The sequence below is a fragment of the Arthrobacter sp. Cza30 genome, assembly GCF_059090765.1.
In genome coordinates this window covers 707,263-719,989 of sequence record NZ_JBNHGA010000002.1, presented here as the reverse complement: position 1 = coordinate 719,989, position 12,727 = coordinate 707,263, and the positions used below count along the sequence as shown (strand labels likewise).

Below are 12,727 nucleotides of genomic sequence, written 5' to 3'. Positions count from 1 at the left end.
ATGCAAAAAGGCTATGATGAAACTCGAGCAGTTGTCCTCCTTTGAGGCCGTGGCCCGGAACGGCCACTTCACCCGTGCCGCCGAGGAGCTCTTCCTCGCCCAACCGTCCCTGAGCCGACAGATCGCCGCCTTGGAGGTAGACGTGGGCACCAAACTGTTTCGCCGCGGACCGGCCGGGGTGACGCTGACCGACGCAGGCGAGGTGCTGTTGCCCATCGCGCGGCGGATGCTGGGCGACGCGCGGTTCGCCCGCGAGCAGATGGACGAACTGGCCGGGCTTCGGCGCGGCCATGTCCGGCTCGGCGCCCCGCCGACCCTGTGCGTCTCGCTGGTTGCCGACGTGCTGGCGGCCTTCCGGGCCGCGCATCCAGGAGTGGACCTGCACATCACGGAGGGCGGCTCGCGCTCCCTGGTGGACGCCCTGAACGAGAACGCCCTGGACCTTGCCCTGATGGTCACCCGCGGGGCCGAACCATCCGTAGCCGGCACCGAGCTGATCCCCCTGCTTTCCGAGGAACTGGTGGTGATTTCAGCCGCGGGCTCCCCGATGCCGGGACACGGGCAGGAGCAACGGGGCGGACGCCCGAACCGGGCCGAGCTCACCCTGGCGGAGCTGGCGGAGATCCCTCAAGTCGCGTTCAACCGCAGCTACGACCTGCGCGTGGCCACCGACGCGGCCTTCTCCGCTGCGGGACTTACCCCGACGATCGCCGTCGAGGGCGCCGAGATGGACGCAGTGCTCCGGTTCGTGGAACGGGGGCTGGGGGTGGCCGTGGTTCCGGCCATGGTGGTCATCGACCGCCCCACGCTGGACAGCATCCGCCTGGTGAGCCCCCACCTGACCCGGACTGTCAACCTGGCCCGGCGTACCGACGTCCCGCCCTCGGCCGCGGCAGCGGCCATGCAACAGTTCGTCTTCGAAACCGTGGACCGGCTCGCCGCCCCAGGCACCGACCTCTCGCGACTCGTGACCGTGACGCCGCGTCGCGGATGAACCCTACCACTACCACGACGGGCCGCCGCTGCACCGTAAGATGCTAAGGGTGCTGTTAAACAGGCAGCCGGGAAGCAGGAGACGTTGGCGCCTCATTTAGATCGATCCGGAATGCTGCTCGACGGGCGCTACCTGCTCAAGGAGTTGGCAGGTACCGGAGCGAACGCCAAGGTTTACCGGGCTCGAGATGAGGTTTTGGGGCGGGAGGTAGCCGTCAAGGTTATTCAACGGCCCACGATGGACGAGGAAGAATTCCACCGCGACAACGCGGAGATCAAGCTTTTGGCCCGGCTAAACCATCCGAATCTGGTGACCCTGCTGGACGCAGGCATCGACAAGATCGAAGCCGGACATCCGCAAATTTATCTGGTGATGGAACTGATTGAAGGCGCCGACCTGAGGGTGCGGCTGGCCGAAGCTGCCCTCCCGCCCCGCCACGTTGCCCAAATCGGCCGCGAATTGGCCGAGGGACTGGCCTACATCCACAACGCCTCGGTGGTCCACCGCGACGTAAAGCCGGGCAACATCATGCTCTTCAATTACGACGACGACGGCTCGCGCCTGCGCGCCAAGCTCGCCGATTTCGGAGTCGCCATGGTGGTTTCCGATGATGCCCATGTTCCGGGGGTCTACGGGACAGCCGCCTACCTCAGCCCGGAGCAAGCGAGGGGCGAACCGATAGGCCCGGCCAGCGACATTTATTCGCTGGGCCTGGTTCTGCTGGAATGCCTTACCGGCCAGGCTGCCTTTCCCGGCCCGCCGCTGGAGTCGGCTGTTGCCCGTTTGCTGCGTGATCCGGACGTCCCCGAAGGATTCGGGCCGGAGTGGGCGGGGTTGCTGACCGCCATGATGGCGCGTGAACCAGAGGAACGGCCCACAGGGCGGGAGGTGGCACTGGCATTGGCTGATTTGGGGCTCGCACTCCGGGGCCGGCGTAGGGTGGACGCATCCATAATCCCTGTAGACGAAGCTCAACGTATGGAAGCTGTCCGACGCTACGAGATCCTGAACACCCCGCCGGACGGAGCGTACGACCGCATCACCGCACTGGCCTCCCGCCTTCTCGCCGCCCCGATTGCCATTGTCAGCGTGGTGGACCACGATCGCATCTGGTTCAAGTCACACCACGGCCTGGACGTCGAGCAGATCGACCGGGAACCCGGACTCTGCGCCTCGGCCATCCTGCAGCACGGACCCTGGGTCATCAATAATGCGCCCGCGGATCCCCGGGCGTTTGCCAACCCGCTGGTGGCCAGCGACTTCGGGTTGAAGTTTTATGCCGGCGTCCCGCTGAGAACCCGGGACGGATTCAACCTGGGCACCCTTTGCGTCCTGGACTTCGAACCGCGTGACTTCAGCGACGAAGATACCCAGACGTTGGAGGACTTAGCCGCCCTGGTGATGGACGACTTGGAGTTGCGCCTGGAAAGCCGCCGGTACCAGTCGCACCCTGCGGCTGTGGCGGTCTGAGCGATTTTTGGCGCGGCCCCGTGCCACCGAGGGCCCGGCAGCACGCGGGCGCCTCTTCCAGTGCGCAGCAGCGTTCCGGGAACGGTCAGGGGCCGCTCAGGGCCTCCCCCGGTAACGCGCGCCTGCCCACGGCACGTAGCGTCATCCGTAAGGACGATCCGGCCGGACGCGAAGATCATCCCGCAGTGCGGTGTGCGGCCGGCCGACGCTCCGTAACGTATTCAGTGGCGGCGGAAATCCGGGCGCTACCCCAATCCACGAAGGACGGTTCAGATGATCGAGGCACAGGGCCTGGTCAAGGTCTATGGAAACAAACCGGCAGTGCAGGGCGTCTCCTTCACCGTGCAGCCGGGCCGGGTGACCGGCTTCCTGGGGCCGAACGGCGCCGGCAAGTCCACCACCATGCGCATGATCATGGGCCTGGACCGTCCCACCTCCGGCGACGTCCTGGTCAACGGCAAGCACTACGCCAAGCACCGGGCCCCGCTGCGCGAAGTCGGCGCCCTGCTCGACGCCAAGGCGGTGCACACCTCCCGGACCGCGTACAACCACCTCCGGGCCATGGCCGCGACCCACAGCATCCCCACCAAGCGCGTGCGCGACGTGATCGAGTTGACCGGCCTCGGTGCGGTGGCGAAGAAGCGGGTCGGCGGATTTTCGCTGGGCATGGGGCAGCGGCTGGGCATCGCGGCGGCCCTGCTCGGTGATCCGCAGACCGTCATCCTGGACGAACCGGTGAACGGGCTGGACCCGGAAGGCGTCCTCTGGGTGCGCAACCTGGTCAAGGCACTCGCCGCGGAGGGGCGGACGGTGTTCCTCTCCTCGCACCTGATGAGCGAAATGTCGGTCACCGCAGACCATCTGATCGTCATCGGGCGCGGCCGGATCATCGCCGATGCGCCCATCCAGGACATCCTCAACAACCGGGCGCAGCGGGTGCGCGTACGCACCGACCGGCCCGACGTCCTCACCCGCGCGCTGGCCGGGGAAGGGGTCACCGTTGAAGCCCGCGAACCGGAACTGCTGGAGGTCAGCGGCGTCCCGGCGCGGGCCATCGCCGAGACGGCCCTCGCCCAGCAGGTGCTCGTCTATGAGCTGACCCCGCTGCAGGCGTCCCTGGAGGAGGCCTACATGGACCTGACCAAGGACGAGGTTGAATACCACTCCGGCCCGGTGGCCGATGTACACGATAACGCCGTCACCGCAGGGTCGGGACGGCATGCTGCCGTCACCGCCGGCGTCGGCCAGGAAGGAAAGTGACCATGAGCGCTGCAACCCTGACCCCGCAGGTCGGCCGGGTCACCGGCCCCGGCGTGAGCTTCCCCCGGACGCTGAAGAGCGAGTGGATCAAGTTCACCACGCTGCGCTCCACCTGGGTGCTGCTGGCCACCACCGTCGTGGTGATGGTCGGCATCGGGCTGCTCGGCGGCTGGGGCGTCGCCAGCGGGATGGAGCAGATGGAGGCCGCCGGCCAGGATCCGGCGGCAGCCGGCATGGATGCGTCCCTCCTGTACCTCATGACCAGCGGCGGGATCGACTTCGGCCAGCTGATCATCGGGTCCTTGGGCGTGCTGCTGATCGCCTCCGAATACTCCACCGGCATGATCCGCTCGACCATGACGGCCGTGCCGTCCCGGCTGTCGCCGCTGTTCGCCAAGGCGCTGGTCGTCGCCGTCGTCGCGGCCGTCGTCGGAATTGCTTCCAGCTTTGCCACCTATTTCCTGCTGCAGCCGATCCTGGCCAATTACGGCCGGGAATTCGGGCTCGACGTGGAGAATCTGGTCCAGTCCATGCTGTTGTCCGGCCTTTACCTGGCGGTCGTGGCGCTGATGGCGCTGGCGCTCGGATCCTTGTTGCGCAACAGTGCCGGCGGCATCGTCACCCTGGTCGTGCTGCTGCTGGTGCTGCCGATCGTCGCCCAGATCATCCCCTTCGACTGGGTGCAGGACGGCGTGATGCCCTACCTGCCCTCCAACGCGGGACGGCAGATGCTCATGCTCGAGACGGCCGAGGGCGACCTGACCCAATGGCAGGGCGGGCTGGTCATGGCCGCCTGGGCAGCGGTGCTGCTGGCCGGGGCGGCGGTCACCACCAAGACGCGGGACGTCTAGGCGCGGCCGGGCTCGACGCGTGACTCATCAGGCCTCGGTGAAGGAGGCGGCGGAACGAACGGCCGCCGTCTCCTTCACCGAAATATCGTCCAGGCGTCGGGGACCGATCCGGCGCTACTTCCACACCCACCCCGTGGCGATGGACTGGGTGCTGGTCGGCATCCACGTGTTGTTCGGCCTGCCGAATGCCCTGATCACGGCGGTCAACGGCGAATGGCCGCCGTTGCTTTTGCTGCTGGCCGGCGGCGCCGCGCTGGTCTGGCGACGCCGGTCGCCGCTGCTGGTGCTGGCCGCCATCGCGCTGGTGGACTTTCTGATCGTGGTGTTGACCAGTACCGGCAGCGGCTCCTTTGCCATGTGGTTCGCCGTCTACACGGTCGCCACCGCCCGGCCGGCGGTCCAGGCCGTCATCGCAGCGGTCCTCGCCGCCGTGCCCATGCTGGTGGGGATGGGTGTCCGGATGCCGCCGGAGATCGTCAAGCAGATTGCCCTCGGACAGGTCCCGAGCTACGTCGGACTGGTCACCGGCCTGGTGCTGGTCCTGGCCAACGTCATCGCCGCGGGCATCGGGGTCACGGTGCGCCGGGACCGGCTCCACGAGGCCGAACTCCAGCGGTGGGCTCATGACAACGCCCGGCTGGCGTCGGCGACCGAACGCACCCGGATCGCCCGGGAGATGCACGACGTCGTGGCCCACTCGCTCTCGGTGATGATCGCGCTCTCGGACGGCGCCGCCGTCGTCGCGCGCAAGGATCCGGAACGCGCCGGACAGGTCCTGGACCAGCTGTCGGCGACCGGCCGGTCGGCGCTGGCCGACATGCGCAGGGTGCTGGGGGTGTTGCGCAGCGAGAACGGAAGCGACGCGGCCCCGCTGGTGCCGGTGCCGTCGGGGGACCAACTGACCGGGCTGCTGGACGGCTTCCGGGCCGCTGGCTTGCCGCTGCGCACGGTCATGGCAGGACCGGCCTTGCCCGAGGACCAGAATTTTAAGCTCACCGTGTTCCGCATCGTGCAGGAGTCGTTGACCAACGTGCTGCGCTACGCCAAGGACGCGTCCCGGGTGGACGTTGCGTTGATCCGCGACGGCGACGCCGTGCACATCACGGTGGCCGACGACGGACGCCAGGAGGGGCCGGCCGATTCTCTCGGCGCGGGGCAGGGCCTGCACGGGATGCGCGAGCGGACCGCCATCTACGGCGGCCGCGTTGCCGCCGGTCCGCGGTCCGGCGGTGGTTGGATGGTGGAGGCAACCCTGTATTGGCCCGGAGAGGAAAACACGAGTGTCTGACAGCGCGGATGGGAGCCCGGCCGGGCCGGTGAAAGTGCTGCTGGTGGACGACCAGCCGCTGCTGCGGATGGGCTTCAAGCTCATCCTGGAGGGCGAGGACGACGTCGCCGTGGTGGGGGAGGCGTCCGACGGGGCCGAGGCGCTGCGGCTGGCGCATGAGCTTTCGCCCGACGTGGTGCTGATGGACGTGCGGATGCCGGTCATGGACGGCATCGAAGCCACCCGGCAGATCGTGGCCGCGGGGCTGTGCGCGCGGGTGATCATCCTGACCACCTTCGACCTGGACGAGTACGCCTTTGCCGGGCTGCAGGCCGGGGCCAGCGCCTTCCTGCTCAAGGACGTGGCACCCGCGGAACTGGTCCAGGCGGTCCGCCTGGTCGCCACCGGCGACGCCGTGGTCGCGCCCCGGGTGACGGCGCGGCTGCTGGAGACCTATGTGCGCGGCCTGGCCCCCGGCGGCAGCCCGGCCGCCCCGCCGCAGCGCGACCCCTTGCTGGACGACCTGACTCCGCGCGAGCTGGAAGTGCTGCGGACCATCGCCGAGGGTCTTTCCAACGCGGAGATCGCCCACCGTTTTTTCCTCTCGGAGGCAACCGTGAAGACGCATGTCCGGCGGATCCTCGCCAAGCTGCACCTGCGCGACCGGGTGCAGGCCGTGGTGTACGCGTACGAGACCGGGCTCGTGGTGCCCAGCCTGGGGCTGGACTACTGACGGCGCCGATCCCCGGGGCGCATCCGGCCGCCGGCGTGTGGGCGCTTCCGGCAGTCGGCGCTGTGGAGGACCGGTCGGGGCGGCGGATTCACGAGCCCGGACCGCCGTCCGGTACCATTGGTAAGTCTGTGCTGTCGGCGCCGGCCGGTATTTCCTGTGACAATAGCCAAAACACACGGAAGTCGCCGCGCGGTGGCAGGCAGGCAACGCAACAGAACCTCCTGTTACGGAAAGACCGTGACCGCTTAGCCCGAAGGAGGTGGGTTCACAATGCGTGCTTATGAACTGATGGTAATCATCGACCCCGAGGTCGAAGAGCGTACCGTAGAGTCCTCGCTCGACAAGTTCCTCAACGTTGTCCGCAACGATGGTGGAACCATCGACAAGGTGGACATCTGGGGACGCCGCCGGCTCGCCTACGACATTCAGAAGAAGTCCGAAGGCATCTACGCGGTGGTCAATTTCACCGCAACTCCCGCCACTGCTGCTGAGCTTGACCGCCAGCTTGGTCTGAACGAGACCATCCTGCGCACGAAGATCATCCGCCCGGAGGAGCAGAAGATCTCCGCTGAGTAATCAGCCGTGATCGCCGCCCCCTTTCCGGGAGCGGCATTGACGAAGACATTCCCGCGCGCCGCCGGCAAGCGGGACCAGGACATCAGGAGGCAACATGGCAGGCGAAACCGTTATCACGCTCGTCGGTAATCTCACCAACGATCCCGAGCTGCGGTTCACCCCGTCCGGGTCCGCGGTAGCGAACTTCACCGTTGCATCCACGCCGCGGACCTTCGACCGCCAGTCCAACGAGTGGAAGGACGGGGAAACCCTGTTCCTCCGGGCGTCGGTATGGCGCGAAGCTGCCGAGAACGTCGCCGAAACCCTGACCAAGGGCATGCGCGTCGTCGTTCAGGGCCGGCTGAAGTCCCGGTCGTATGAAACCAAAGAGGGCGAAAAGCGTACCGTCATGGAGCTTGAGGTCGACGAGATCGGCCCCTCGCTGCGCTACGCCTCTGCCAAGGTCACCCGTACCCAGCGCTCCGGCGGTGGCCAGGGCGGCTTCGGTGGCGGCCAAGGCGGCGGCTTTGGCGGCGGCGGCTTCGGCGGCGGCCAGAACCAGGGCGGTTGGGGCGGACAGCAGTCCGGCCAGCAGCCCGCACCCCAGGACGACCCCTGGGGAGCGCCGGCCGGCGGTACCTCCGGCGGCTGGGGCAACGGTCCGGACTCCAACGAACCGCCCTTCTAAAACAAACCCCATCCCGTGGAAAAGATCCACGGGCTCCACAAGATAAAGGAGCTCCACGATGGCTAAGGCTGAAATTCGTAAGCCCAAACCAAAGTCCAATCCCTTGAAGGCCGCTGACGTCACCGTCATCGACTACAAGGACGTAGCTTTGCTGCGCAAGTTCATCTCCGACCGCGGAAAGATCCGCGCCCGCCGCGTGACTGGCGTCACCGTGCAGGAGCAGCGCAAGATCGCACTGGCAATCAAGAATGCCCGCGAAGTTGCCCTGCTGCCCTACTCCGGCGCTGGCCGCGGCTAAGCGAAGCGAAGAGGAGAGAGTACTGACATGGCAAAGCTCATTCTGACCCACGAAGTGACCGGTCTCGGCACTGCTGGCGATGTCGTCGAGGTAAAGAACGGTTACGCCCGTAACTACCTTCTGCCCCGCGGCTTCGCCCTGACCTGGACCAAGGGCGGCGAGAAGCAGGTGGAGTCCATCAAGGCTGCACGTGCCGCTCGCGAGATCGCATCCCTGGAAGACGCGCAGCAGCTCGCTGCCCGGCTGTCCGCCAAGCCGGTCACGCTGACCGTCAAGGCCGGCGAGTCGGGACGCCTGTTCGGCACCGTCAAGCAGTCCGACGTTGCTTCCGCTGTCGAGGCCGCCGGCCTCGGCGCCATCGACAAGCGCAAGGTCGAACTGACCGAGCACATCAAGTCGGTGGGTGACTACCAGGCGACCGTGCGTCTGCACGAAGAGGTCTCCGCCGTCATCGACCTGAAGGTCGTTGCAGGCTAACAGCCTCACTGTCGCTGCAGGCCGGGTCCGTCCAGGACCCGGCCTGCGGCGTTTAACGCCCGGTACGCTGTAGGACGTGAGCACACATCAGTTCAGCCAGGTGGACGTCTTCGCCACCGGACCGTGCACGGGCAATCCGCTGGCGGTCGTGTCGGGTGCCGGCGATTTGAGCGGCGAGCAGATGCAGCGCTTCGCCAACTGGACCAACCTTTCCGAGACCACCTTCCTCCTGCCGCCCGACAGTCCCGAGGCCGACTACCGGGTGCGGATCTTCACGCCCAGCGGCGAGCTGCCCTTCGCCGGCCATCCGACGCTGGGCACGGCCTACGTCTGGCTCGCCGCCGGCGGGCAGCCGAAGGCCGGGGGAGCGATCGTGCAGGAGTGTGGCGCCGGGCTGGTCAAGGTCAAGCACGACGGCGGACGGCTGGCCTTCGCTGCGCCGCCGCGGCGGCGGACCGGGCCGCTCCCCGAGGAGAACGTCGCGAAGATCTGTGCCGCGTTGGGGATTGAACACGGCGACGTGCTGCGCCACCAGTGGGCGGACAACGGCCCCGAGTGGCAGGCCCTGCAGTTGCGCGACGCCCGGGCCGTCCTCGACGTCGTGCCCGACTATGCCGCCCTGTCACCGTTTGGCGTCGGCCTGATCGGCGCCCATCCCGGCGGCTCCGCCGTCGACTTTGAAGTTCGCGGGCTGATGGGCTTCGAGGACCTGCCGGCGGAGGACCCGGCGACCGGCAGCCTGAACGCCGCGCTGGCCCAGTGGCTGATCGACGAGGGAGCGGCACCCGCCGCCTACTGCGTTCGCCAGGGGACGGCGCTGGGCCGGGACGCGCGCGTTTACATCGACTCCGACGGCGCGGACGTCTGGGTCGGCGGGTCGGTCGAGACCGTGATCAGCGGGACAGTGGAGCTCTGAACCGGCCGCCCTAGCGCTGGCTCTGCAGGGACTCGTGGTCCGTGGTGGTCATGTGCCGGTACCCAAGCTCGATCAGTTCCCGAAGCACGTCGACGTCGATGTCTTCGAGCCTGTTGACGTAGAGGCACGAGGCGCCGGTTTTGTGCTTGCCCAGGCGCTCCAGCAGCGGTGCGGAGCCCGGCGCGTACGTCAGGCCGTAGAGTGCCAGGTTGGCCTTCCGCGGCGAGAAGCCCACGGCGGCGGCGTCACCCTCCCGGCCGCTGGCATATTTGTAGTGGTAGCTGCCGAAGCCGATGATCGAGGGGCCCCACATGACCGGCTCCTGCCCGGTAACCTCCCGCATGAGGCGCAACACGGTTTCGCCGTCGCGGCGCCGCACGGGGTGCTCCACCGACCCGAGGAACACGTCGACGGGTACGTCCGTGGGTGCAGTCTTGTTCTCGGCCATGGGTGAAGTGTTCCAGAAAGCCCTGCCCGCTGCCAGCACCGCCAAAGCCCTGCCCGCTGCCAGCACGCCAAGACCCGGGCCGTCGCGGCTCCGGTCGGGTGCTCCGGACCTGTAGTTAGGGCTCCTCGTCCGGCTCGATCAAATCCACGAATTCACGCGCTTCCAGCTCGGTCGCTTCCGAGTGCTCCAGCAGCAACCGGACGGCGCCGTCGCGATCTCCCCCCAGCGCCGCGGTGCGAATGCGCCGAAACACGTCGTCGTTCAGGCGGGTGCTCGCCACCTCCCTGATGGTGTCGCCCTTGGACACGATGGCCCGGTACCGGTATCCGGCCGGCTCGGGAAGCGGTGCGGGCGCTGGCTCCGCCGGCGGCGCGACCTTCTCCGCGGGGTAGGCGGGAGCCGCCGCCCGGGGCTCCTCGTCCTCTGGCGGGTGCGCAGCGGCTGCCGGCCGCGGTGCCTCGTCCTCCTGGCGCGCCATAGACGCCTCCCGGGCCTCTTTGTCCTCCGGGCCTGCCGGGGACGCCTCCCCGGACCCCTCGTCCTCCGGGCGGAGCGTAGGGGCAGCCTCCCGGCCGGGTGCCGTGTAGGGCTGCGGGTGCGCAGACATCTGCGCGACGGCGGAGGTAGCCTCCCGGAGCCCGGTACCGGTGGCGGTGCGGTATTCCCGGATCGCAGCAAAAGCCTGCCCCTGCGCGATCAGCGCGTAGACGGCTGTGTGTTGCTGCTGGTTCAAGCGCCCACTGGCCGCCGCGGCGGCCTCCCGGGTCGTGGCAGCTGCCGGCCTCGCCGACGATCCGCTCCCCGGGCGGGGCCCGCGGGCTTTGTTACGCGAAAGCAACCGCATAATGACCAGGCCGATCACGACCACCAGTACGGCGATGAGCAACGGCACCACAAATTCCATACTTGAATCGTACGTCCCGCACCACGGCCCGCGCGCCAACAGCCTGCGAAAGCGGGCATCACACCTCTGTAATTCACGGCTGTGGATAACCAGTGGATAACTTTTGCCCTACGCGCCTATTCCGATTCTGTCAACAGCAAAAATGGCGGGAAAATCAACAGCAAACTTCTTTTTGTCCACACCCCGTGGATAGTGTTTCCGCAGGTCAGTGCAGGGTTACTCGCGAGTCAACTATTGTTTCCACAGCTCTGCGCACAGCCTGTGCACAAGACACGCCCCCTGATCCACATTTTATCCACAGGGGGAGTGGATAACTCGCTTGGTGGGAAGGGGGAAGGGGGTTACCGTTGCGGAGTATCCCACTCGCAGCCCGCTCGCTGAATTGCAGTAGGCGCGCCTCCGGCGATCCGACGAAATGGTCCGATCCGGCTGGTAGTTCTGACTCTGAGGGGATGCGGTATCCGGTTCGAGGAGCAAAGAAAGCAGGCAGCGGTGTCGTTAGCGCACGCGGATTCGGCAACAGGTCGGGATTCCGAATTCGGCCGCACGCCGCCGCAAGACCTCGTGGCCGAGCAGTCCGTCCTGGGCGGCATGATGCTCTCCAAGGACGCCATCGCCGACTGCGTTGAAGTGCTCCGCGGCGTGGACTTCTACCGTCCCGCCCACGAAAGCATCTATGAGGCCATCATCGACCTCTACGGCCGTGGCGAACCGGCCGACGCCGTCACCGTTTCCGACCTGCTGACCAAGCGCGGCGAGATCTCCCGCATCGGCGGACCCGCCTATCTGCATACCCTGATCCAGTCCGTGCCCACGGCCGCCAACGCCGGCTTCTACGCGGAAATCGTGCGGGAACGTGCCGTGCTCCGGCGCCTGGTCGACGCCGGCACCAAGATCGTGCAGCTGGGTTACTCGCAGGACGGCGAAGTCGACGCCATCGTCAACCAGGCCCAGGCGGAGATTTACGCCGTCGCCGAGCGCCGCACCGCCGAAGACTACGTCCCGCTCAAGGACATCATCGAAGGCACCGTCGACGAGATCGAATCCGCCGGCCACCGCGGCGAAGGCATGACCGGTGTGCCCACCGGCTTCTATGAACTCGACGAGCTCACCCAGGGCCTGCACGGCGGGCAGATGATCGTCATCGCGGCGAGGCCGGCCGTCGGCAAATCCACCTTCGCACTGGATTTTGCCCGGTCTGCCGCGATCAAGAACAACATGACCACGGTCTTCTTCTCCCTGGAAATGGGCCGGAACGAAATCGCCATGCGCCTCCTGTCCGCGGAAGCCACCATCGGCCTTCAGGACCTGCGCAAGGGCACCATCAAGGACGAGCAGTGGGGCAAGATTGCCACCACCATGGGCCGGATGAATGACGCGCCCCTGTTCATCGACGACAGCCCCAACATGTCGCTGATGGAAATCCGCGCCAAGTGCCGGCGGCTCAAGCAGCGGCACGACCTGAAGCTGGTGGTGCTCGACTACCTCCAGCTGATGTCCTCCGGCAAACGCGTCGAATCCCGCCAGCAGGAAGTCTCGGAGTTCTCCCGTGCCCTCAAGCTGCTCGCCAAGGAACTCGAAGTCCCCGTCATCGCGCTCTCCCAGCTGAACCGTGGCTCCGAGCAGCGTACGGACAAGAAGCCGATGGTTTCCGACCTTCGCGAATCCGGTTCGATCGAGCAGGACGCCGACATGGTCATCCTGCTCCACCGCGAGGACATCTACGACAAGGAATCCCCGCGCGCCGGCGAAGCCGACGTCATCGTCGCCAAGCACCGTAACGGCCCGACCAAGACGATCGTGGTCGGCTTCCAGGGCCACTACTCACGCTTCGCCAACATGGCGGTCGAGCACGGCTAGCAGCTT

At 67.1% G+C, this 12,727-nt stretch carries 14 protein-coding genes; 12 read left to right on the top strand and 2 right to left on the bottom strand.

Annotation, left to right across the window (positions count from 1 at the left end; all coding sequences use genetic code 11):
* Positions 1-16: 16 nt before the first annotated feature.
* The 11 genes from AC5RVZ_RS08645 (at position 17) to AC5RVZ_RS08595 (ending at position 9,509) form a co-directional block, all read left to right on the top strand.
* Entirely contained in the window at positions 17-994 is a 978-nt protein-coding gene (locus AC5RVZ_RS08645) for a LysR family transcriptional regulator (protein WP_494065515.1), read from the top strand.
* 111 nt (positions 995-1,105) lie between these two features.
* Positions 1,106-2,464, top strand: coding sequence for a protein kinase domain-containing protein (locus AC5RVZ_RS08640; protein WP_494065338.1), 1,359 nt, complete (start codon positions 1,106-1,108; stop codon positions 2,462-2,464).
* A 273-nt stretch (positions 2,465-2,737) separates the two neighbouring features.
* Positions 2,738-3,724 (top strand): ABC transporter ATP-binding protein, encoded by a 987-nt coding sequence (locus AC5RVZ_RS08635; RefSeq protein ID WP_494065337.1) that lies wholly within the window; start codon positions 2,738-2,740, stop codon positions 3,722-3,724.
* Between the two features lie 2 nt (positions 3,725-3,726).
* Positions 3,727-4,575: an ABC transporter permease gene (locus tag AC5RVZ_RS08630; protein WP_494065336.1), complete on the top strand. Its 849-nt coding sequence runs from the start codon at positions 3,727-3,729 to the stop codon at positions 4,573-4,575.
* Positions 4,576-4,594: 19 nt separating this feature from the next.
* Positions 4,595-5,863 carry a sensor histidine kinase gene (locus tag AC5RVZ_RS08625; protein WP_494065335.1) on the top strand — a complete coding sequence of 423 codons (1,269 nt, stop codon included), beginning with the start codon at positions 4,595-4,597 and terminating at the stop codon, positions 5,861-5,863.
* Positions 5,856-6,575: a response regulator gene (locus tag AC5RVZ_RS08620; RefSeq protein WP_494065334.1), complete on the top strand. Its 720-nt coding sequence runs from the start codon at positions 5,856-5,858 to the stop codon at positions 6,573-6,575. Before AC5RVZ_RS08625 ends, AC5RVZ_RS08620 begins: the two co-directional genes overlap by 8 nt.
* 270 nt (positions 6,576-6,845) lie before the next feature.
* Positions 6,846-7,151, top strand: a complete 306-nt coding sequence (rpsF, locus tag AC5RVZ_RS08615) for a 30S ribosomal protein S6 (protein WP_494024955.1) — start codon at positions 6,846-6,848, stop codon at positions 7,149-7,151.
* Between the two features lie 94 nt (positions 7,152-7,245).
* Entirely contained in the window at positions 7,246-7,818 is a 573-nt protein-coding gene (locus tag AC5RVZ_RS08610) for a single-stranded DNA-binding protein (protein ID WP_494065333.1), read from the top strand.
* Between the two features lie 58 nt (positions 7,819-7,876).
* The gene (rpsR, locus tag AC5RVZ_RS08605) at positions 7,877-8,116 is read left to right on the top strand and encodes a 30S ribosomal protein S18 (RefSeq protein WP_136787674.1); all 240 of its coding nucleotides are present in this window, start codon (positions 7,877-7,879) and stop codon (positions 8,114-8,116) included.
* A gap of 27 nt (positions 8,117-8,143) precedes the next feature.
* The gene (rplI, locus tag AC5RVZ_RS08600) at positions 8,144-8,593 is read left to right on the top strand and encodes a 50S ribosomal protein L9 (protein WP_494024956.1); all 450 of its coding nucleotides are present in this window, start codon (positions 8,144-8,146) and stop codon (positions 8,591-8,593) included.
* 76 nt (positions 8,594-8,669) lie between these two features.
* Positions 8,670-9,509: a PhzF family phenazine biosynthesis protein gene (locus AC5RVZ_RS08595; protein WP_494065332.1), complete on the top strand. Its 840-nt coding sequence runs from the start codon at positions 8,670-8,672 to the stop codon at positions 9,507-9,509.
* Positions 9,510-9,519: 10 nt separating this feature from the next.
* Here AC5RVZ_RS08595 and AC5RVZ_RS08590 read toward each other — a convergent pair whose 3' ends face one another.
* Positions 9,520-9,957, bottom strand: a complete 438-nt coding sequence (locus AC5RVZ_RS08590) for a DUF1801 domain-containing protein (RefSeq protein ID WP_494065331.1) — start codon at positions 9,955-9,957, stop codon at positions 9,520-9,522.
* Positions 9,958-10,072: 115 nt separating this feature from the next.
* Positions 10,073-10,861, bottom strand: a complete 789-nt coding sequence (locus tag AC5RVZ_RS08585) for a hypothetical protein (RefSeq protein WP_494065330.1) — start codon at positions 10,859-10,861, stop codon at positions 10,073-10,075.
* Positions 10,862-11,353: 492 nt separating this feature from the next.
* Here AC5RVZ_RS08585 and dnaB point away from each other — a divergent pair, with 492 nt between their 5' ends.
* Positions 11,354-12,721 (top strand): replicative DNA helicase, encoded by a 1,368-nt coding sequence (gene dnaB, locus AC5RVZ_RS08580; RefSeq protein ID WP_493941666.1) that lies wholly within the window; start codon positions 11,354-11,356, stop codon positions 12,719-12,721.
* Positions 12,722-12,727: the final 6 nt, after the last annotated feature.

What these genes read in the sequence shown, in the direction of transcription:
- AC5RVZ_RS08645 (WP_494065515.1), top strand. Translation starts at nt 17, where the DNA reads ATGAAACTCGAGCAGTTGTCCTCCTTTGAGGCCGTGGCCCGGAACGGC.
- AC5RVZ_RS08640 (WP_494065338.1), top strand. Translation starts at nt 1,106, where the DNA reads ATGCTGCTCGACGGGCGCTACCTGCTCAAGGAGTTGGCAGGTACCGGA.
- AC5RVZ_RS08635 (WP_494065337.1), top strand. Translation starts at nt 2,738, where the DNA reads ATGATCGAGGCACAGGGCCTGGTCAAGGTCTATGGAAACAAACCGGCA.
- AC5RVZ_RS08630 (WP_494065336.1), top strand. Translation starts at nt 3,727, where the DNA reads ATGAGCGCTGCAACCCTGACCCCGCAGGTCGGCCGGGTCACCGGCCCC.
- rpsF (WP_494024955.1), top strand. Translation starts at nt 6,846, where the DNA reads ATGCGTGCTTATGAACTGATGGTAATCATCGACCCCGAGGTCGAAGAG.
- AC5RVZ_RS08610 (WP_494065333.1), top strand. Translation starts at nt 7,246, where the DNA reads ATGGCAGGCGAAACCGTTATCACGCTCGTCGGTAATCTCACCAACGAT.
- rpsR (WP_136787674.1), top strand. Translation starts at nt 7,877, where the DNA reads ATGGCTAAGGCTGAAATTCGTAAGCCCAAACCAAAGTCCAATCCCTTG.
- rplI (WP_494024956.1), top strand. Translation starts at nt 8,144, where the DNA reads ATGGCAAAGCTCATTCTGACCCACGAAGTGACCGGTCTCGGCACTGCT.
- AC5RVZ_RS08590 (WP_494065331.1), bottom strand. Translation starts at nt 9,957, where the DNA reads ATGGCCGAGAACAAGACTGCACCCACGGACGTACCCGTCGACGTGTTC.
- AC5RVZ_RS08585 (WP_494065330.1), bottom strand. Translation starts at nt 10,861, where the DNA reads ATGGAATTTGTGGTGCCGTTGCTCATCGCCGTACTGGTGGTCGTGATC.